The organism is Streptomyces sp. NPDC051322 (assembly GCF_040689485.1).
Taxonomy (GTDB): domain Bacteria; phylum Actinomycetota; class Actinomycetes; order Streptomycetales; family Streptomycetaceae; genus Streptomyces.
In genome coordinates this window covers 298,583-318,689 of the sequence record NZ_JBFBAK010000009.1, presented here as the reverse complement: position 1 = coordinate 318,689, position 20,107 = coordinate 298,583, and the positions used below count along the sequence as shown (strand labels likewise).

The 20,107-nt window shown below is 71.2% G+C and carries 19 protein-coding genes; 10 read left to right on the top strand and 9 right to left on the bottom strand.

Annotated elements, in window-relative coordinates; translation table 11 throughout:
• Positions 1–53 precede the first annotated feature (53 nt).
• The gene (locus AB0436_RS22610; protein WP_366469725.1) at positions 54–635 is read right to left on the bottom strand and encodes a sigma-70 family RNA polymerase sigma factor; all 582 of its coding nucleotides are present in this window, start codon (positions 633–635) and stop codon (positions 54–56) included.
• A gap of 266 nt (positions 636–901) precedes the next feature.
• Here AB0436_RS22610 and AB0436_RS22605 point away from each other — a divergent pair, with 266 nt between their 5' ends.
• The 3 genes from AB0436_RS22605 (at position 902) to AB0436_RS22595 (ending at position 3,949) form a co-directional block, all read left to right on the top strand.
• The gene (locus tag AB0436_RS22605; protein ID WP_366469724.1) at positions 902–1,297 is read left to right on the top strand and encodes an STAS domain-containing protein; all 396 of its coding nucleotides are present in this window, start codon (positions 902–904) and stop codon (positions 1,295–1,297) included.
• A gap of 416 nt (positions 1,298–1,713) precedes the next feature.
• Positions 1,714–2,181, top strand: coding sequence for an ATP-binding protein (locus AB0436_RS22600; RefSeq protein WP_366469723.1), 468 nt, complete (start codon positions 1,714–1,716; stop codon positions 2,179–2,181).
• Between the two features lie 151 nt (positions 2,182–2,332).
• Positions 2,333–3,949 (top strand): alkaline phosphatase D family protein, encoded by a 1,617-nt coding sequence (locus AB0436_RS22595; protein WP_366469722.1) that lies wholly within the window; start codon positions 2,333–2,335, stop codon positions 3,947–3,949.
• A gap of 11 nt (positions 3,950–3,960) precedes the next feature.
• Here AB0436_RS22595 and AB0436_RS22590 read toward each other — a convergent pair whose 3' ends face one another.
• Positions 3,961–4,947 carry a helix-turn-helix domain-containing protein gene (locus AB0436_RS22590; protein WP_366469721.1) on the bottom strand — a complete coding sequence of 329 codons (987 nt, stop codon included), beginning with the start codon at positions 4,945–4,947 and terminating at the stop codon, positions 3,961–3,963.
• A gap of 62 nt (positions 4,948–5,009) precedes the next feature.
• Here AB0436_RS22590 and AB0436_RS22585 point away from each other — a divergent pair, with 62 nt between their 5' ends.
• Positions 5,010–6,278: an MFS transporter gene (locus AB0436_RS22585; protein WP_366469720.1), complete on the top strand. Its 1,269-nt coding sequence runs from the start codon at positions 5,010–5,012 to the stop codon at positions 6,276–6,278.
• 106 nt (positions 6,279–6,384) lie between these two features.
• Positions 6,385–7,683: an MFS transporter gene (locus AB0436_RS22580; RefSeq protein WP_366469719.1), complete on the top strand. Its 1,299-nt coding sequence runs from the start codon at positions 6,385–6,387 to the stop codon at positions 7,681–7,683.
• A 16-nt stretch (positions 7,684–7,699) separates the two neighbouring features.
• Here AB0436_RS22580 and AB0436_RS22575 read toward each other — a convergent pair whose 3' ends face one another.
• A complete protein-coding gene (locus AB0436_RS22575; protein WP_366469718.1) occupies positions 7,700–8,839 on the bottom strand; it encodes an NAD(P)/FAD-dependent oxidoreductase in 1,140 nt (379 codons plus the stop codon).
• Positions 8,840–8,928: 89 nt separating this feature from the next.
• Here AB0436_RS22575 and AB0436_RS22570 point away from each other — a divergent pair, with 89 nt between their 5' ends.
• Positions 8,929–9,558 (top strand): GNAT family N-acetyltransferase, encoded by a 630-nt coding sequence (locus AB0436_RS22570; protein ID WP_366469717.1) that lies wholly within the window; start codon positions 8,929–8,931, stop codon positions 9,556–9,558.
• On the opposite strand, the gene AB0436_RS22565 is transcribed toward AB0436_RS22570, so the two are convergent.
• Both AB0436_RS22565 and AB0436_RS22560 read right to left on the bottom strand, forming a co-directional pair.
• Entirely contained in the window at positions 9,507–10,166 is a 660-nt protein-coding gene (locus tag AB0436_RS22565; RefSeq protein WP_366469716.1) for a pyridoxal 5'-phosphate synthase, read from the bottom strand. The genes AB0436_RS22570 and AB0436_RS22565 overlap by 52 nt on opposite strands.
• A gap of 11 nt (positions 10,167–10,177) precedes the next feature.
• Positions 10,178–10,585: a hypothetical protein gene (locus tag AB0436_RS22560; protein WP_366469715.1), complete on the bottom strand. Its 408-nt coding sequence runs from the start codon at positions 10,583–10,585 to the stop codon at positions 10,178–10,180.
• 84 nt (positions 10,586–10,669) lie between these two features.
• Here AB0436_RS22560 and AB0436_RS22555 point away from each other — a divergent pair, with 84 nt between their 5' ends.
• On the top strand, positions 10,670–11,506 hold the full coding sequence (locus tag AB0436_RS22555; RefSeq protein ID WP_366469714.1) for a helix-turn-helix transcriptional regulator: 837 nt from the start codon (positions 10,670–10,672) through the stop codon (positions 11,504–11,506).
• Positions 11,503–11,742 (top strand): DUF397 domain-containing protein, encoded by a 240-nt coding sequence (locus tag AB0436_RS22550; protein ID WP_366469713.1) that lies wholly within the window; start codon positions 11,503–11,505, stop codon positions 11,740–11,742. Before AB0436_RS22555 ends, AB0436_RS22550 begins: the two co-directional genes overlap by 4 nt.
• A 1-nt stretch (position 11,743) precedes the next feature.
• On the opposite strand, the gene AB0436_RS22545 is transcribed toward AB0436_RS22550, so the two are convergent.
• On the bottom strand, positions 11,744–12,391 hold the full coding sequence (locus AB0436_RS22545) for a TetR family transcriptional regulator (RefSeq protein ID WP_366469712.1): 648 nt from the start codon (positions 12,389–12,391) through the stop codon (positions 11,744–11,746).
• A 403-nt stretch (positions 12,392–12,794) separates the two neighbouring features.
• Between AB0436_RS22545 and AB0436_RS22540 the strand changes: the two genes are divergently transcribed.
• Positions 12,795–15,191: a PQQ-binding-like beta-propeller repeat protein gene (locus tag AB0436_RS22540; RefSeq protein ID WP_366469711.1), complete on the top strand. Its 2,397-nt coding sequence runs from the start codon at positions 12,795–12,797 to the stop codon at positions 15,189–15,191.
• A 67-nt stretch (positions 15,192–15,258) separates the two neighbouring features.
• Here the strand turns inward: AB0436_RS22540 and AB0436_RS22535 are convergent, their stop codons facing one another.
• Positions 15,259–15,837, bottom strand: a complete 579-nt coding sequence (locus AB0436_RS22535; RefSeq protein ID WP_366469710.1) for a hypothetical protein — start codon at positions 15,835–15,837, stop codon at positions 15,259–15,261.
• A gap of 162 nt (positions 15,838–15,999) precedes the next feature.
• On the opposite strand from AB0436_RS22535, the gene AB0436_RS22530 reads away from it, so the two are divergent.
• Entirely contained in the window at positions 16,000–16,521 is a 522-nt protein-coding gene (locus AB0436_RS22530) for a hypothetical protein (protein ID WP_366469709.1), read from the top strand.
• A 149-nt stretch (positions 16,522–16,670) separates the two neighbouring features.
• Here AB0436_RS22530 and AB0436_RS22525 read toward each other — a convergent pair whose 3' ends face one another.
• Positions 16,671–16,826: a hypothetical protein gene (locus tag AB0436_RS22525; protein WP_366469708.1), complete on the bottom strand. Its 156-nt coding sequence runs from the start codon at positions 16,824–16,826 to the stop codon at positions 16,671–16,673.
• Between the two features lie 253 nt (positions 16,827–17,079).
• Positions 17,080–20,031: a BTAD domain-containing putative transcriptional regulator gene (locus tag AB0436_RS22520; protein WP_366469707.1), complete on the bottom strand. Its 2,952-nt coding sequence runs from the start codon at positions 20,029–20,031 to the stop codon at positions 17,080–17,082.
• Positions 20,032–20,107: the final 76 nt, after the last annotated feature.

Below are 20,107 nucleotides of genomic sequence, written 5' to 3'. Positions count from 1 at the left end.
GCACGGCACCGGTTCCTCCTCCGGTGGCCCGGCGGGCTGTCCGGCCGGCCCGGTCACAGCGCCCCTCCGTATCCGGGCGGTGACGCCCCGTCGACGGGACGGGTGTTGGCCGTGGAGAGCAGCTGCAACCCCAGCCGGAGCCGCCGTCGCGCCTCGTCCTCCGTCACGCCGAGGTCGGCCGCGGTCTGGCGGTAGTCCCGGCGCTGGAAGTACGCGAGCTCCAGGGCGGCCCGCAGCGGCGCGGGCATGGACGTGACGATGTAGTCGGCCCGGGCGGCCGCCGAGGCCCTGCGGACCTTCCGTTCCAGCTCCTCGGTGCTTCCGTCACCGCTCGTGGCCAGCGAGGCGGCCTCGGACTGCCGCAGCCGCTGCACCGCCTGCCGGTGGGCGAGGGTGGCCACCCAGGACTTCATCGAGCCGTCCTTCGGTTCGTAGGCTTCGGGGTGCTCCCAGACGTAGCCGAAGACCTCACGGGTGATCCGGTCGGCGGCCTCGTCGTCGTCCAGCACCCGATGAGCCAGGCTGTGCACGAGGGACGCGAACCGGTCATAGAGCTCGCCGAGCGCCGCCGCTTCGCCCCGGGCGAGCCGCTGCTGCATTCTGCGGTCCCACCGGGGTGGTGCGTCCTTCGGCATGGAGCCCCCAAACGTCTGCTCTCGCTCGTTCGACAGTAGTCGGGTGCGTCGGTGGAGCGCTCCCCTTTGTACCAAGTACGACCTTGCAGACGTCAAACGTGACCGGCCGGCCGCTGCTCCTGACCTCCCGCGTCCGATCATTTCTGTCCGAAATCTTCTGCGTGTTATAGGTGGAGGCGGTGTTTCATGGACCGAATGGTGGGGCAGCCGCCAAAAGGAACGGGAACTTCCGGATCTTCCGGACCGACAGCTGAAGGGCCAGTCACGTGATGCTGAACGTGGACGAAGCCGAGCAGGGCGGTTGGGTCGTGCTGCGCATCTCCGGCGAACTGGACCTGGTGAGCTCGCCCGCGGTCCGCCAGCATGTGCACGACGCGGTCGCCGTCGGCTGTCACGATGTGGTCCTGGACCTCTCCGACGTGGTGTTCTGCGACTCCAGCGGCGTCGGCGTACTGATCGCCACCCGCCGCCTGATGCGTTCCTGCCAGGGTCGGCTGCGCCTGATCCTCCCGTCGGAGGGCCGGGTCGGCGGCATGTCCGGTCAGGGCTCGGCCGCCCATGTCAACAAGGTCCTGGCGGCGCTGGGCGTCCGCCGCCTCTTCGACGTCTACCCGGATACCCGACAGGCCACCGCCGACGACCCCCAGCCCCTCTCGGCCTGATCCGGAACAGAGTCACCGAGCGTTGACATCGGGTTGTGTCCTGCGCGTGAGCCGTCACGGCCCGGAGTCGGCGCCCGGCTCCGGTACGCTCCGTGGGATGCGAATGAGCGTGTTGCGCGGATCTCCCGGCGCTGCCCATCGGGTGGTGCCCGGAAAGGGAATGCGCGCCGTTCGCACCGTACGCGGGTGCGAGAAGCGCCTTCGTTCGACTCTCCGCAGCAGGCGTCGCACAGTATGCACTACGCCTACTCCTTCCCGCTGGAATATGCCCGAAGCGCTTGTTGCGGTGACTGTACGTCAACCATGCTGTCTCTCAAGGGAATCACGGTCCGTGACTCCCGGGAGGCGCTAGGCGATGTCCCCCCGGTGCTTGAACAGCCTGGGAGGTCCCCCAGCCGGTTCGGATGGTGTGAGCGGTGCAGGTGCTTCAGGTTCAGCTGACGGTCGGACCCGATCCCGCGGATGTGGGGCGGGCCCGCAGATGGGCTCGGTCCCGGCTTGTCGGGTGCGGCATAGGGGATGACGAGCCGCTCGCCGAGACGCTGATCCTGATCATCTCGGAACTGGTCACCAACGCCGTGGTGCACACCGGCTGCCCGGCCGTGCTGCGCATGCTGTTCGGTCCCGCGGACAGCACGGTCAGGGTCGAGGTCGCTGACTCCAGCGACTGTCCGCCCCGGCCGCGGCACGCGGAGGGCGAGGACACCAACGGCCGGGGGCTCGAACTGGTCGACGGCCTCGCGGACCGGTGGGGCTGGCAGCCGGAGGGGCACGGCAAGTCCATCTGGTGCGAGGTGGACCGGGGTGCCTGCGAGGGGGACCGGGCGGCATGCGAGGGGGTGGCGGGAGCACCCGTGGGAGCGGCCGCCACCGGGTCCTTCTGACGCCCCGACAGGTACGCCCTGGTGCGCCCGGTCGGACCACCCTTCCGTGAAGCGTCATACGGACGACGCGCGGCGTTCAACGGCTCGAGCCCTCTGACCTGTGAATCTTCGTACGACACAGAGGACACAGGAGCAGAGGGAGTCCATTCGTATGTCCGCAGATGGTTGGTCCGCAGACGACAGAGCCCGCTCCACCCACCCCGCCCGCCGTCGTTTCCTGGCCGGGTCGGCGCTGGTACTCGGCGCCGCGGCCGCCGCCCAGCTTCCGTTCGCCGACCGGGCGGACGCCGCCGCCCCCGCCCGATCCGCCGCCCCCGTCCGGTCCCGCACGTCCGCCCTGCCCGCCGGGCTCTTCACGCTCGGCGTCGCGTCCGGTGACCCGCTGCCGGACGCCGTCGTGCTGTGGACCCGCCTCGCCCCCGACCCGCTGAACGGCGGCGGTATGCCGGCCGCCCCGGTCGCCGTCGAATGGCAGGTCGCCGACGACAGCCGCTTCCGCAAGGTCGTGCGCCAGGGCATCGCGCAGGCCGTCCCGGAGCTCGGGCACAGCGTGCACGCCGACGCCACCGGGCTCCAGCCGGGCCGTCAGTACTGGTACCGCTTCCGCTGCGGCGGCCAGATCTCGCCCGTCGGCCGGACCCGTACGGCGCCTTCCCCGCTCGCCGTCGGCCGCAACCTGCGGATCGCCCTGGCGTCCTGTCAGAACTGGCAGCAGGGCTTCTTCACCCCGTACGCCGACATGCGCGCCCAGGACCCGGACCTGGTCCTCTTCGTCGGCGACTACATCTACGAGTCGAAGCCGGTCAGCTCGTCGGTGCGGGTGCACGAGGGGACGGACGAGCCGTACAGCCTGGCCGACTACCGCAACCGGTATGCCCAATACCGCACCGACCCGGACCTGCAGGCGATGCACGCGCACACCCCGTGGGTGGTGACCTTCGACGACCACGAGGTCGACAACGACTACGCGGGCCAGGTGCCGCAGGACCCGTCGAAGCAGTCGCACGACGCCTTCGTCCGCAGGATCACCGCCGCCTACCAGGCGTACTACGAGCACATGCCGGTGCGCGCGACCGCCGTGCCGGACGGTCCGCACATCCAGATGTACCGGCGCTTCGACTACGGCCGTCTCATCCGGCTGAACGTGCTGGACACCCGTCAGTTCCGCAGCAACCAGGCCACCACCCAGTCCGGTGCCCAGGATGCGAAGCTCACCATGCTCGGCGCCGCACAGCACCGCTGGCTGCTGGACGGGCTGCGCCGCTCGCCCGCCCGGTGGAACGTCATCGCCTCGCAGATCATGATGGCCGAGACCGATCTCCAGCTCGGTACGGGCAAGCTCTGGTACTACGACGCCTGGGACGGCTACCAGGCCGAACGCAACGCGCTGATGGCGCAGTTCCAGCAGGTGCGCAATCCGCTGGTGCTCTCCGGCGACCGTCACTTCACGATGATCAGCGACCTGAAGAAGGACTTCGCCGAGCCCTCGTCGGCGGTGGTCGGCGCCGAGTTCGTCGGTACGTCCATCAGCAGCGGCGGCGACCAGGACCAGGCGGCCTTCCACCGGCAGTGGGACCCGCTGAAGGCCGACAACCCGCACTGGAAGGTCGTCGACGCGCACCGCGGCTACCACCTGTTCGACATCGGCCAGGAGTCGGTCGGTGCCCAGGTGCGGGTCGTCGACACCGTGCTCAGCCGCAAGGCCGTCGCGAGCACGCAGGCCCGGCTGCAGGTGCGTTCGGGCCGCCCCGGGGTGCACCTGCTCTGACGGCCCGGGGCTCAGCCGTTCACTCCCGCCCCGGCGCGGAAGGTACGCCGATAGACCGTGGGCGGGACGCCCAGCGCGGCCTGCAGATGCTGCCGCATCGACTGGGCCGTGCCGAACCCGGCCTCCTGGGCGATCCGGTCGATCGACAGGTCCGACGACTCGAGCAGCCGGCGGGCGAGCTCCACCCGCTGGCGGGTCAGCCACTGGCCGGGGCTGACCCCGGCCTCCTCGCGGAAGCGGCGGGTGAAGGTGCGCACGGACATCGACTCCTGCTCGGCCATGTCCCGCAGCTGGATCGGCTGGTGGAGCCGGCCGAGCGCCCAGGCGCGCGCACCGGTCGTGGAGGCTGACTGCGCCTCGGGGACCGGACGTTCGATGTACTGGGCCTGGCCGCCGTCCCGGTGCGGTGGTACGACGGTGCGCCGGGCCACGTCGTTGGCGACGGCGGCGCCGTGGTCGCGGCGCACGATGTGCAGGCAGAGGTCGATGCCCGCGGCCACCCCCGCCGAGGTCAGCACCTCGCCGTCGTCGACGAACAGCACGTCGGGGTCCACCCGGACGGACGGGAACAGCCGCTGGAAGTGTTCGGCGGACGACCAGTGGGTGGTGGCGGGCCGGCCGTCGAGGTATCCGGCGGCGGCCAGTACGTAGGAACCGGTACAGATGGAAACCAGTCGGGTGCCGGGCCTGATCCGCGAGAAAGCGGCGGCCAGTTCGTCCGTCAGCCTGCCCTCGGTGTACACCGGGCCGAGTTCGTACGAGGCGGGGATCACCACCGTGTCGGCGGCGGCCAGCGCCTCGGGGCCCTGCTCGACGGTGATCGAGAAGTCGGCGTCGGTACGGACCGGGCCGGGCGGCCGGACCGAGCACGTCACGACCTCGTACAGTTGGCGCCCGCCGGGGCCGACCGGGCGGTCGAAGATCCGGTGCGGGATGCCCAGTTCGAAGGGGAGCAGCCCGTCCAGCGCGAGGACGGCGACCCGGTGCGGACGGTGCATGTGCGTACCTCCCGTGAGACGGGTCTGGTGGTCCAGACCACTCCTTGATATGCAGAACCACTGTGACCCACAAGCGCCCGGCCGGTCAGGCCATTCCCCATCCGGCAGCGACACCGGTACCAGCACCCGTACAGGCCCCGGGCTCGAAAACCCTCTGGAACCGTAACTTCCGTTTCTTCTTCACCGCCCGCACGGTCGCCCGCTTCGGCGACGGCATGGTCCCGGTCGCGCTCGCCGCCGGGCTGCTGGACACCGGCCACGGCGCCTCCTCGGTGAGCTTCGCGCTCGGCGCCTGGATGGTGTGCTTCGCCGGGTTCGTGATCGTCGGCGGGGTGCTGGCCGACCGGTTCACCCCGCGCCGGATGATGGTGCTCGCGGATTCCATGCGGCTGATCGCCACCACCGTGCTCGCCGTGGTCTTCGCGTCGGGCGCCCCGCCGCTGTGGCTGGTGTACGGGCTGAGCGCGGTCAACGGTCTGGGCGCCGCGCTCTTCCAGCCGGGTGTCGCCAGCATGCTGCCGAAGGTGGTGCCCGACGTGCAGCGCGGCAACGCGCTGCTGCGGGTGGCCGAATCGCTGACCACGATGGCCGGACCGGCCGCGGCCGGCGCGCTGGCCGGTCTGGGCGGCCCCGGCACGGTCTTCGGGGCGAACGCCGGCACCTTCGCGGTCAGCGGCATCTGCCTCTTCCTGATCCGGATGGCGCCGATGGCCCGCACTCAGGGCGAGACGCTGGTCGCCGAAATCGTGGGTGGCTGGCGAGAGTTCCGGGCGCGCAACTGGCTGTGGGGGGTGATCGCGGTCTGGACGGTGTACGGAGTGACGGTGCTCGGCCCGCTGACCCCGCTGGAGGCGGTGGTGGTCACCGAACGGCACAGCTCCGCGATGTACGGCCTGATGATGACGATCAACGGAGCGGGCAACGCGGTGGGCGGCCTGATCGCCATGCGGGCCCGGCCACGCCGCCCGCTGTTCGCCGGCACCTTCGCGCTCTTCGGGGTGATCGCCAACCTGCTGGTGCTGGCCTACGACGTACCGCTCGCACTGCTCTCCGCGGGCTTCTTCGTGGGCGGTGTGGCCTTCGCGTTCTGGCTGGTGATGTGGTCGACGACGGTCCAGACGCACGTCCCTTCGGACGCGCTGAACCGGCTGCACGCCTATGACGTCGCGGGCTCTCTCATCATGCTCGCGGTGGGACGGGCGCTGGCCGGCCCGGTCGCCGACGCGGTCGGGATGAAGCAGGTGCTGGTCACCGGGGTGGTGATCAACGTACTGGTGTGCGGGGTGCTGTTCGCGGTGCCCGCGATCCGGGGCCTGCGCCGCAAGACGTGAGGCGTGGCCGATCCTCGCGTGGTTCGATCCCCGCGTGGCCCGATCCTAGCGAACGCTGTCCTTCGGGCCACTCGTTCCGGCCGCCCCGTCCGGCGATGCTGACGCAGTGACACAGACAACCGAGCCCCGGGCCCGCTGGGGCGAGCCGCCAGCCGTACGCCGCCCGCGACCCCACCGCGCCTGGTTCGTGGCGGCGGTCACCTTTGTGACGATCATCGGAGCCGCGGCCTTCTCCTCACTCCCCGGTCTGCTGATCGACCCGCTGCACGAGGAGTTCCACTGGTCGCGCGGCACCATCGGCTTCGCGGTCTCCATCAACCTCGCGCTGTACGGGCTGACCGCGCCGTTCGCGGCGGCGCTGATGGACCGCTTCGGCATCCGGCGGGTGGTGGCCGTGGCGCTCACCGTGATCGCCGTGGGGTCGCTGCTCACCGTGTGGATGACGGCGGCCTGGCAACTGGTCCTCTACTGGGGCGTCCTGGTCGGCCTGGGGAGCGGATCGATGGCCCTGGCTTTCGCCGCCACCGTCACCAACCGCTGGTTCGTGGCCAGGAAGGGCCTGGTCACCGGGGTCCTCACGGCGGCCGGTGCATCCGGCCAACTGGTCTTCCTGCCCTGCCTGTCCTGGCTGGTCGAACACCACGGCTGGCGCCCCGCGTCGGTCACCGTCGCGCTCGCCGCGCTGTCGGTGGTCCCGCTGGTGTGGATCCTGCTGCGCGACCACCCGGCCGATGTGGACACATCGCCGTACGGCTCACCGGTGTTCGTTCCGAAGCCGCCGCCGATGACCGGGGCGGCCCGCCGGGCGGTCGGCGTACTCCTCCGGGCAGCCCGCACCGGCCCGTTCTGGTTGCTCGCGGGCACCTTCGCGATCTGCGGCGCGTCCACCAACGGCCTGGTCAAGACGCACTTCGTACCGGCCGAACACGACCACGGCATGCCCATCACGGCGGCCGCGTCGCTGCTCGCGGTGATCGGTTTCTTCGACGTCGTCGGCACGATCGCCTCCGGCTGGTTCACCGACCGCTTCGAGTCCCGCCGCCTGCTCGCGGTCTACTACGCGCTGCGCGGCATCTCGTTGCTGTTCCTCCCGATGCTGCTGGCCCCGGCCGTGCACCCACCGATGATCTTCTTCATCGTCTTCTACGGCCTCGACTGGGTCGCCACCGTCCCCCCGACGATCGCCCTGTGCCGCGAGCACTACGGCGACGACAGCGCGATCGTCTTCGGCTGGGTGCTGGCCTCCCACCAGGTGGGCGCGGCGCTGGTCGCGTTCCTGGGCGGCCTGGCCCGGGACGTCTTCGGCTCGTACGACGTGGTCTGGTACGCGTCGGGGGCGCTCTGCGCGGCGGCGGCGCTGATGGCCCTGGTGATCAGACGCCGACCGGTGGCCCTGGCGGCCTGACTGTCGGTGCTTCCGGTCACTTCACCGCGAGGGCGGACGCGATCTTCCGTGCGTCGATCGCCAGTTCGCGGAACATCCCGCTGATCGGGTTGGTGAAGCCGGTGAAGTACAGGCCGGGCGTGTGTTTCGGGGAGCGGCCGCCGTGCACGATCGGGCGGCCGCGTCCGTCCAGCACGTCCAGGTGCCCCACCAGCGGCTCCAGGGCCCGCCGGTAACCCGTCGCGGCGATCACCGCGTCGGGTGAGATCCGGGTGCCGTCGGCCAGCACCACCTTGCCGTCCTCGAAGGAGTCCACGGCCGCCACCGGTTCTACCCGACCGGTGCGCACCGCGTCGATCAGGCCGACGTCCTGCACCGGGATCGCGCCCTCGCGCACCCGCGAGTAGAGCCCGGTGTCCGGGCGGGGCAGCCCCTGCGCCGAGAGGTCCGGCACCGCGATCCGGCACATCAACTCGCCCGCCCGGTCGACCAGGCGGGTCGGCATGCGGCGCACCAGGATGCCGGTGGCCTGGGCCGGCCAGCCGGCCGTCGAGCGCCGGACGATGTGCGGGACCGTCCGGACCGCCAGCCGCACCCGCCCGGCGCCGCCCTCGACCAGGTCAACGGCGATCTCGGCGCCGGTGTTGCCCACGCCGACCACCAGCACGTCCCGGCCTGCGTACGGTGCCGCGTTGCGGTAGTCGCCCGCGTGTACCAGCGCGCCGGTGTACGTGTCGCGGCCCGCCCAGTCCGGCAGTTTCGGGGTGTGGTTGTAGCCGGTGGCCACCACCACGGCCCGCCCCGTCAGCTCCCGGCCACCGGTCGCCCGCAGCAGCCAGCCGGAGCCTTCGGCAGGGGTCACATCCATGACCTCGACGCCGGTGACGATCTCCACATCGTGGTACTGCGCGTACTTCTCCAGATAGCGCACCACGTCGTCGCGCGACACCCACCGGCCGAAGGAACGGGGTATCCGAAGCCCCGGCAGCGAGGAGAGCCGCCGGGTGGTGTGCAGGTGCAGGCGGTCGTAGTGACTGCGCCAGGAGGCCGCGACATCCTCGGACTTCTCCAGCACCACGGCCCGTACGCCCCGCTCCCGCAACGCGACCGCCGCGGCGAGGCCGCCGGGTCCCGCTCCGATCACGTAGACGGGCCGCGCGTCGTTCGTATCGTCCATGAATCGGAGCGTAACGGGCCTATTCGGTTGATGGGGCTCGGTCAAAGACAGAACCGATTGCGAATGGATCACGCGGTTGAATGGACCGCATGAGCGACCACGACCCGTACACCCGGCCCGAGATCCACGGTCTCGGGCTGAGCCTGCGCCCCTGGGAGCCGGCGGATGCCGACGTACTGCTGCGCGGCTTCACCGACCCGGAGCTGCTGCGCTGGAACACCCCGCGCCGGCCCATCGCCGACCTGTCCGACGCGCGGGCCGCCATCAGAGCCCGCGCCGAAGGCCTGGGTCGCCGGGAGCTCGCGCAGTTCGCGGTGACCGAATCCGGCACGATCGTCGGCAGCGTCGGACTGAGCGGAATCAACCACCACATGCGCCGAGCGGCCGTCGGCTACTGGATCCTGCCCGAACACCGCCACCGCTCCCTCGCCACCTGTGCCCTGGAACTGTGCACCCGCTGGGCCTTCGAGCAGGGCGGCCTGCACCGCATCGAACTCGGCCACGCCGTCGAGCACATCGCCTCCTGCCGGGTCGCCGAGCGGTGCGGCTACCTCGTCGAGGGCACCAAACGGGACGGGATGCACGAGGCCCAGCGCACCGAGGCCTTCCGTGACCAACATCTGCACGCCCGGTTGAGCACGGACCCGCCCCCCGCCCTCGGTGAGTCCTACGGCCAGAGCAGCTCCCGCACCCAGCCCCCGCCTCCGGCACGCCGGTAACGCAGCCGGACGTGGCGGCGTTGGGCGTCGCCCTGGAAGAACTCCACCTCAGTGGGCGCCAGTACGTAGCGCGTCCAGGTCGGCACCGGCAGGTCGGGGTGGACCTGGGCGCGGTCCCACGCCTCGGCCGATGCCCGCGCCAACTCCGCCTGCGAGCCGAGCACGTCGCTCATCCGCCCGGTGAGTGCCGCCGCCAGCGAGCCCGTCGAACGCGCATGCAGATCGGCTTGCCCCTCGGCCTCCGGCGCCGCGACGACGGGTCCCCGCACCCGCACCTGCCGGGCCTGCGCCGCCCAGTAGAAGCCGAGCGCGGCGTACGGACGCTCGGCGAGCTGGCGGCCCTTGGCGCTGGTGGCGTGCGAGGCGAAGTGCCAGCCCCGCTCGTCGGCGCCGTGCAGCATCAGCGTCCGCACGTCCGGGTGCCCCTCGGCGTCCGTGGTGGCCAGCGTCATGCTGTGCGGTTCGGGCTGGCACGCCGCAGCTACGGCCCGCAGCCACTCCCGGAAGAGCGGCAGCGGTGCTTCCGGGGCGGTGTCCGGGTCGAACCGCGGCAGTTCGGGCAGGTCCCAGACCCGCAGGGTGTGCAGAAAGGCGTCGAAGTCGTCCATGGGCGTCATTCTCACTCGGGCTCGTGACACAACTGGGCGGTGATCACCTGATGCAGCACCTCCGGGTCCACGAAGACCCCGGCCACCGGCGGATCGCACCGCCAGTGAAGCGGATACGTGTTGCCGTCCGGCGCCGGCACACCGACGTACTGGTCCCGCACGGCGGGCCCGAAACAGGTGGCGCCGGGCGGCCAGTCGTAGTCGCGGCTGGTCCCGGGCGGAATGAGGAAGTACGTCCAGCGGCCCCCGGCGACCTCCCGTACGACCGGTCCCGGCTGCCCGTCGGTCAGCCTGGCCAGATGATGGAGAACCGCCTCGCCCCGGACACCCCGCACCCGGATGGCGTCGAAGTGGATGCCGGCGAGCCGGAGTTGGTGGCCGGACGCGGGTACCCAGTCCGGGAGATCTTCGCTCGTCATGCCTACGAGCATCGCCGCGATTGCGTAGCGTGACCAGATGTACTCGGTGCACATCGGGCCGATGTGGAGAGGCAGGAGGTTCTTGTGGCGGCCAACAAGGCGAGTGAGACGAGCGCGACGCAGCCGTCCCCGGCGCGCATGCACGTGGGGGAGCTGATCCGGAACTTCCGTGCGCGGGCCGGCCTGACCCGGCAGGACGTGGGGAACCGGCTGCTGATCTCGGAGTCCCTGGCCGGCGCGTACGAACGCGGCGAGCGCATCCCGACCACCAGCTTCCTGCACGACGCGGACACGGTGCTGGACGCGCGGGGCGCGCTCAAGTCCTGCATCGCGCTGATGGAGGAGGAGAAGTACCCGCGCACGTTCGTGGGGTGGGTGCGGCTGGAGAAGGTCGCGGCGAGCATCGGCGCGTACGAGAACATGTTCTTCCCGGGCTTGTTGCAGACGGAGGACTACATCCAGGCCCTGTACGAGGTGCGGGTGCCGCAGCTCTCCGAGGCGGAGATCGACAAGAACGTCGAGGCCCGGCTGGAACGCCAGGCGGTGCTGACCCGCGACCCGCTGCCGATCGTGGCGTACGTCATCGAGGAGTCGGTCCTCCAGCGCCCCATCGGCGGCCGGGAGGTGCTGCGCAAGCAACTGCTGCACGTACTGGAGTGTATGAGCTCGATGCACAACCTGATGGTGCAGGTGATGCCGACGGCACGGCATGTGCACGCGGGGCTGAACGGGCCGATCGCGTTGATCAGCGCACCGGACGGGCGCAATTGGGGGTACGCCGAAGGGCAGACCGGAGGTACGTTGATCTCCAGGCCGCAGGAGGTCAATCAACTTCTCGACCGCTTCGGCATGTTGCGGGCCCAGGCGCTGACGCCCTGGGAGTCCGCGGAACTGATCGAGAGGATGGCGGAGCAGGTATGAGCACCGGACTGGCCTGGTTCAAGAGCAGCTACAGCAGCAACGAGGGCGGTGCCTGCCTCGAGGTCGCCTACGAATGGCACAAGTCCAGCTACAGCAACAACGAGGGCGGCAACTGCGTGGAGGTCGCCGCGCACCCCGAGGCCGTCCACATCCGCGACTCCAAGGTCCCCGAAGGCCCCGTCTTCACCGTCCCTCCGGCCGCCTGGACGACGTTCCTGGACAGGCTCCCGGACTGACCTACTTGGTCGGCTTCTTGCCGGTGATGCCCAGATGTACCAGAAGGGCGAGGTTCGGGCGGAGTTCGGCCTGCTTGACGCCCCAGGTCTGGAACCCCTTCTGGTGCGAGGCCACCGCGGCGAGCATGGTGACGAGGGAACCCGCCATCGCGGCCGGGCTGACGTCCTTGTCGACCTTGCCCTTCGACTGGAGTTCCTTGACCGCGTCGGTGAGGGAGCCGTTGACGGCGTTCAGGATCTTCATGCGGATCTTGTAGAACCGCTTGTCGCCCTCCGCGGCGCCGAGGTCGATGACCCGGAGAATCGCGTCGTGCTTTCGCCAGAAATCGAGGAACCCCCCGACGAATTCGTCGGCTGCCTGCCAGCCGGCCTTGCCGACCCAGGAACGGCCGGATGCGAGTTCGGTCAGCCCGGCGCTCTCCTTGGCCAGCTCCTCGGCGAGCTCGAGGACCGCGCCCTCGACGTCCGGGAAGTACTGGTAGAAGGTCGCGGGAGAAGTGCCCGCCTTGCGGGCGACGTCTATGACTTTGACGTCCCGGTAGGGCGAGGAACTGAGCATTTCGCTGAGGCAGTCGAGTAGCTTCTGCCGCGTCGCTTGGCCGCGTCGTCCGGCTACGCGGCCGTCGACGGTGCGTACTTGTCCTGTCATGTCGTCAGCTTACCGACGGGTGATCGGAGCGCGATTTGATGCACTGCAAATGGGGTCCGGGCTGGTATAGGGGCGGGTCCCGGAAGTCGATGATGTTATCAACAGGCTGTGGATAACATCCGTGGACAACTTTGGTTTAAAAGCGGTCAGGGTTAATTTCTGGTTGCTCGTTCGATTTGGTGGGGGGCAGCGCGCGGCGGGTGCGGCCCTGACAGCGGTGGCTCCCCGCCTCATGTCCGAAAGATGCCGAGACACCCCCATCCGCCCCCGGGTTCGCAACCGCTGCCTCGGCCAGCAACAATCGGGGTGCGCACCGTCGGCCGGTGCCCAGTGGTGAGACGCTGAACGCAGCGGTAAGAGCGGGCCCCTTCCCCGGGGCCCGTACGGGGAGGTGGCAGGCACGGTGGAGCAGCTGACGCAGCACGATCCGCGGAGGATCGGCCCGTTCGAGGTGCTCGGACGGCTCGGGGCCGGTGGCATGGGCCTGGTCTACCTGGCACGCTCCGCTTCGGGCCGCCGGGTGGCGATCAAGACGGTCCGGACCGAGCTCGCCGAGGACCAGCTGTTCCGGGTCCGCTTCTCCCGCGAGGTGGAGGCGGCCCGCGCGGTCAGCGGCTTCTACACGGCCGCCGTGGTGGACGCCGACGCGCACGCCGCCGTGCCGTGGCTGGCGACCGCGTACGTCCCGGCGCCCTCCCTCGAGGAAATAGTGAACGAGTGCGGTCCGATGCCGGCCCAGGCGGTCCGCTGGCTGGCGGCGGGGATCGCCGAGGCTCTGCAGTCCATCCACGGCGCCGGGCTGGTGCACCGGGACCTGAAGCCGTCCAATGTGCTGGTGGTCGAGGACGGGCCAAGGGTGATCGACTTCGGCATCGCGTCCGGGGTCTCGAACACCCGGCTGACCATGACCAATGTCGCGGTGGGCACCCCGGCGTACATGTCGCCGGAGCAGGCCAAGGACTCGCGCAACGTGAAGGGCGCCAGCGATGTCTTCTCGCTCGGCTCCACGCTGGTGTTCGCGGCGACCGGTCACGCGCCGTTCCACGGCGCGAACCCGGTCGAGACGGTCTTCATGCTGCTCAGGGAGGGCCCCAACCTGGAGGGCCTGCCCGATGAGCTGCGACCGCTGATCGACGCGTGTATGCAGCAGGAGTTTCTGCAGCGCCCGAGCCCGGAGGACCTGCAGGCGCAGCTGGCCCCGCATCTCTTCTCCGCCGGCGGCGACGACAGCGGTACCGCGTCGGCGTGGCTGCCGGAGCGGGCCACCGCGATGATCGAGGCCCGCCGGGGCGGCCGCCCCGCGCCGGTGCCCAGGCCGGCGCATCCGTCCCCGCCGCCGATGCCCGCTTACGAGCCGCCGGCCTACCCGCCCGCGCCGCAGCGCGAGCACCAGCCGCCGCGCCGGCCACAGCCCGGTCCCCAGCTCGCTCCCCAGCCAGGACCGCAGGACGGGCCGGTGCGGCTGGCCGGTGCGCCGGTGCCGATCGGGCCGGGGCCGCGGGTCGCCGAGGCCCGCGCTCACGCCGTCGCACCGGCCGGACCGGCCACCGGGTGGGTACGGCCGCCCGCTGGGGTCAACGCCGCCGAGGCCGCCCTTCCTGCAACGGCACAGCCCGCACCGGTGCGGCAGTCCCCGGCGGGTCCGCAGCCCGCTTCCGCCCCGGAGGGGCCCGCGCGCTGGCGGCCGTGGCGTTTCCGGATGTCGAACGACGTCTGGGGCACGCCGGTCGTCGACGGCGACCTGCTGTACGTCACCTCCTTCGAGGTGCACGCGCTGGACGTGGGCAGCGGTCGGCGCCAGTTCAAGACCAAGGACGTGGCCTGGGCGATGGCCGTGTCCGGCGGCCGAATCCACGCCTCCGACGGGCCCACCCTGTACGCACTCGACGGCACCGACGGCAGCGACCGCTGGCGGCTGACCACGGACGCCTGGGTCTACTCGCTGCAGGCCGACCGGGGCACCCTCGTCACCGGCACCCGCGGCGGCGGCGTCCAGGCCTGGGAGGCCTCCAACGGCGAGAAGCTCTGGGAGATTACCGGCGCGCAGACGGACTTCGAGACGCCGGAGGCCGGGCCTGCGATCCACGACGACACGGTGTACGTCTGGAAGGACGCCAGGCTCCTCGCGCTGGACCCCCGTACCGGCGCCGAGCGCTGGTCGTACCCGGTCGGTGACGCGGCCGCCTGCGGTGGCGTACCGGTGAGGGTGACCTCGGCCGACGACGGCTACGTGTACGTCACGGCCGGCACCCGGGTGCTGTCCGTCGACCGGGTGTCCGGCCGGGTCCGCTGGCACTTCGAGGCCCCCGCGGTCTTCCTCTGCGCGCCGGCCTTCGCCCCCGGTCCCGCGGTGGCGGGCGGCGGCGTCTACCTCGCCGACTACCTCGGCACGGTGTACGCCCTGGACGCCACCACCGGCAAGGACCGCTGGCGCATCGCCACGGAGCCCCGCCAGTCCGTGCACCCGGTGCTGGTCACCCAGGGCAACGTCCACCTGGGCAGCGGCAGTGCGCTCTACACGCTGGACGCGGTGACCGGCACGCCCAAGTGGCGCTTCGCGGCCGGCGCGGAGGTCGTCGGCGCACCTGTGGTGGCCGACGGCCGCCTGCACTTCGGCTCCGCCGACCACTGCCTCTACACGCTGGACGCGGTGGGCGGGCAGCTGCGGTGGAAGCTTGCCACCGGGGGTGAGATCACCGGGTCGCCGGTGGTGCGGGGTGGGGTGGTGTACGCGTGCAGCAAGGATCGGTGCGTGTATGCGCTCGACGCGGTGAAAGGGACCGGCACGGGCCGCGGCTAACGCCGCGAAGCCCTCCCGGGGACTCGCCCCCGGTCCCCTGGGCAGAGCCCCGGGAGACAGCGGGTCGCTACTCGCGGGGTCCCCACTGCCCCGGTTCCCCCGGCCGGCCAGGCCCCCGCTCGGGAGGAGCCGTCAGATCCTCCGGCAGATCGGACGACGAGATCCGGCCCGTGTTGTCGGGCCCGGAAGACGCCGGCGCCGCATACTCGCGCCCCACCCGCCGCGGCCGCCGCTTCCGGCCGCTCATCAGGGCCGCTCCGATCAGGAGCAGGATCCCGCCGGCCCAGGCGATCGCCACGCCCACATCCAGCCCGGTTCCGTTACCGCTGAGCGTCAGGCCGTGCTGGACCCGGCCCACCTGGACCATCCACAGGACGGTGAAGGCGATCGTGATGACACCGGCCAGCAAGACCAGCAGCCGCGACCGCAGCAGCACGCCGATCACGGTGATCGCCGCGGCGACGGCGAACGGGATGAGGATGGATGCGGCCGTGTCGGGCCGGGCGTTGGTGATGCCGGTGAAGAGGTCCTGGATGCGATAGGCGCTTCCGTGACGGCCGTCGTACCAGATACGGAAGGGGCTGAATACGGCGGCCGCCGCTCCGACAAGAGCCACGACAGAGCCAAGGACGTTGCGGATCATCATCGGTCTCCTTCGGCGGATCTCGATTTCGACGCTACGCCGGGGTGTGGGGCCCCGCCATGTGGAACGGGTGCCCCGTGTATCGGGTGCGTATCAGGTCGCGGCCGACCAAGGCAACGGACGGTACGGGACTGCTACGGTGTCGGCCGAAACGGGGGAAACAACATGCTGACAAGACGATTGACGAGGCGGCTGAGGTTCGGCACCGTCGTGGTGGCCGTGGTCCTTTCGCTGACCGGATTCTCACGGAGTCACCACGGGCACACCTCGCACGGCGGCGGGTGCTCCAGCAGTCAGAGCCACAGCAGTTCGACCACCCATCACCACTACGACGATGACGACGACTACTACGGCTCGTCGAGCGGTTCGAGCAGCGGGTCGACGACCAGCAGGTACACGCCGAGCGCCACGCCCACCGCGTCGGCCAGGGCGGCCGTCGTCACCTGCGTGAAGAAGGGCCGCACATCGGCCACCGTGAACGTGACGGCGGCCTCCGGCAGCGGAACGCACAACTACACCGTCACCATGAGCTTCCTCGCCGCGGACGGCAGCTACGTCGATGGCGGCAGTGCGGACGTCCAGGTGTACAGCGGCTCGAGCGCGACGCTGAAGGTTCCGATGGACGAGCCTTCGAAGGTCTCGTCGGTCACGAAGTGCGTCGTTCAGTCGGTCAGTCTGCGGTACTGAGCGTCCCCGCACCCGCACACGCAGCGACCCGCACACGCAGCGACCCGCACACACAGCGACGGCCGCGGTGGCTCCCCTCCGAGCCACCGCGGCCGTTCCCCCGCTGCCCCCGTACCCCCGTCCCCGTCGTGGAGGACCCGGCCGGACGGTCAGACGGATTCGTCCGTGATGTGGGCGTTGTCCGGCGACACGACCGTGGGCTTGTCGGTGATGTGCGCGTTGTCGGGCGACACCACGGTGGGCTTGTCGGTGATGTGCGCGTTGTCCGGGTCGACCGTGCTGTCGTTCGTAGGATCTGTCGCCATGATGCAACTCCCGTTGATACTGCGGTGGATAGGGCGCCGAAGCCCGTCCGGTCACTCCCCCGAGTGCTGACCGGACGGGCGTTCTGCCGGCCGCTCACCTTAGTTCCCCCGGTGCGAGGCCGCGTCGATCCGTCTGCCCCCCGATGCGACGGATCGTCGATGGAATGAGCATGGCGGGCGCCGATAAACGAATGATGAACGCCGGTCCGGACACCGTTTGCAGCCCCGGGACGGCCGCCGCCCGTGGCGTCGGTCAGGCCGCTGCGAGCGGGGCCAGCAGCTTCCGTACCTGGTCGGCTTCCGGGGACTCGAGACCCTCGTAAATGGTCAGCGCCTCCTGCCAGCACACCCGGGCGCGGCCGGACTGGCCGATGCCGGACAGGGCGCGGCCCAGGACCGTGAGGACGTTGCCGCGCCGCCAGTCCCCGCCGATGCCGCGCAGCACGGTGAGCGCCATCTCGGCGCCGGCCGCGGCCTGGGCGGGGCGTCCTGCGGCCAGGTCGACCTCGGCGATCCGGAAGAGGGCCATGCCTTCCCAGAGGCGCTGGCGGCTGTCCCGGAAGACCTCGAGAGCGCCCTGCAGCTGATCGAACGCGTCGTCGAGGCGGCCGCTCTGGGTGAGGGCGAGGCCTAGGGCGTAACGGCCGTTGGCGCCCTTGAGGGCGTGGCCCATCCGGTCGTACATCTCGGTGCCCTGCCGGGAGAGGTCGACGGCGGTGGCGACGTCACCGGTGACGAGGTGCAGCCGCGACAGGTTGCACAGCGCGCTCGCCTCGCCCGCCGCGTCCTCGCATGCGCGGAAACCCGCGACGGCGCGGCTGAGTTGCTCGATGCCTTCCTCGAAGTGGTTCTGGTAGAAGGCCATGATGCCGCGGAGGTTGGCCGCCCAGCACCGGGACAACGCGTCCTGGGTGTCCCCGGCGAGACGGTCGCCCTCCGCCGCCTCCCGGCTGCCCTGGTCGAAGCGGCCCGCGACATGGTGGACGTAGGCCAGGGCGATGGCGGCCCGCCCCTCCGCCCGGGGGTCCTGCTCGGCGCGTGCCGCGTCCCGCAGCAGGCCGGCGGCCGAGGCGTACTCCTTGGAGTTGGCGCCCGACTCCGCCAGATCGAGGGCCGACCAGAGCAGATCGACCGCCCGCCGCACCGTGCCCGGGCCCGTCGACTGCCGTACGCACGCCAGCAGCGACATCGCCTCGGCGTACAGCCAGTCACGCGCGTCGTGCGGGTCGGTGAAGACCAGGCCGTCGTAGGTGGTCGGTTCCAGGTGGTCCGCCAGCCGGTCGCCGGGCCGCTCGATCGCGTACACCCGGGCGGCCGTCGCCAGGTAGAAGTCCAGCAGCCGGGACAGCGCCAACTCCGTCTCCACCTGCGGCTGTTCGTCCCGCTCGGCGCAGGAACGCGCGTAGAGGCGCACCAGGTCGTGGAACCGGTAGCGGCCGGGCGCGGCCGACTCCAGCAGCGAGGTGTCGACCAGGGACTCCAGCACGTCCTCGGCCCGGTGCAGCTCCAGGTCCAGCATCGCGGCGGCGGCCGCCAGCGAGATGTCCGGGCCGTCCGCCAGGCCCAGCAGGCGGAACGCTCGTGCCTGCTGCGGCTCCAGCTGGCCGTAGCCCAGTTCGAAGGTCGCCTTGACCGCGAGGTCGCCCGCCTGCAGCTCGTCCAGCCTGCGGCGTTCGTCGGCGAGCTTGGCGGCCAGCACGGACACCGTCCAGGTGCGGCGGGCGGCGAGCCGGGAGGCGGCGATACGGATGGCGAGCGGCAGGAAGCCGCAGGCGGCCACCACGTCCAGGGACGCCTGGCGTTCGCTCGTGACCCGCTCCTCACCCACTATCCGGGTGAAGAGCTGCAGCGCCTCCTCGGGGGACATCACGTCCAGGTCGATCAGATGGGCGCCCGCCAGATCGACCATCCTGGCCCGGCTGGTGACCAGGGCGGCGGAACCCGCCGTACCGGGCAGCAGCGGCCGGATCTGCGCCGCGTCACGCGCGTTGTCCAGCAGCACGAGCACCCGACGGCCGTCCAGTGCGGAGCGGTAGAGCGCGGCGCGCTCGTCGAGCGAATCGGGGATGGCGCTGTCGTTCGTACCGAGCGCGCGCAGAAACGCGCCGAGTACGGTCTCCGGCTCCGCCGCCCGGGACCCGGCGCCCTGGAGGTCGACGTAGAGCTGGCCGTCCGGAAAGTGCGGGCGGGCGGCGTGTGCCACGTGGACGGCGAGAGTGGTCTTGCCGACACCGCCGATGCCGGCGAGCGCGGACACGGCCATCACGGAGGTCTCGGCGGCCGCGAGCCGGTCGCCCAGTTCCCGTACGAAGGCCGCCCGGCCGGTGAAGTCGGGCACCGTGGCAGGGAGTTGGGCCGGGCGCAGCGCGGTGGACGCGGCGGGGGCCGCGGGTTCGGCGGGGCGGGCCAGCTCGGCGTCCGCCTGGAGGATCCGCTGCTGGAGCAGGGAGAGCTCGGGCCTCGGGTCCACGCCGAGCTCGTCGGCGAGCAGCCGGTGGGTGTCGGCGTACACCGCGAGCGCCTCGGCCTGCCGTCCGCTGCGGTAGAGCGCCAGCATCAGCAGCTCGCGGAGCCGCTCGCGCAGCGGGTGGGCGGCGGTCAGCGCGGTCAGTTCGGAGACGGCCTCCGCGTGGGCGCCGACCTCCAGGTCCATGTCCAGCCGGGACTCGATGAGCTGGAGCTTCCACTCCTCGAGCCGCGCGCGCTGGGTCTCGGCGTACGGTCCCGGCACGTTGGCCAGCGGCTCGCCGTCCCACAGCTCCAGCGCCTCGGCGATCAGTTCGCGGGCCTCGGTCCGGGCCCCGGCCGCGGTCGCCTTCTCCGCCCGGGCGGCCAACTGCTGGGCCTGGTTGAGGTCGACAGCCTCGGCCCGCACCCGGATCGCGTATCCACCGGACTCGCTGACCAGCACGCCCGGGTCGAGGATCTTGCGCAGCCGGGAGGCGTACGTCCGCAGCGCGGCCAGCGCCTGCGACGGCGGCTCCTCGCCCCAGATCGCGTCGATCAGCTCACCGGAGGTCGCGGTCCGCCCGTCCCGCATCAACAGCGCGGCCAGCAGGGCGCGCTGCTGCGGTGACCCCGGGGGCAGCGGCTCACCGTCGCGCCATGCGCGCACGGGCCCGAGCACGCTGAAACAGAGCCCGGCACCCCGGCTCTGCCGCGGAGCCCGCTGCTCCGGCACGCGCGGCCCGCTGTCACGCTCCATAGCTGCCCTGCCCCCTGCCCATGCCCACTTCGGTGTCGCTGTGTCGCTGGTAGCGCACAGGCCAGTTTGCCTTGTT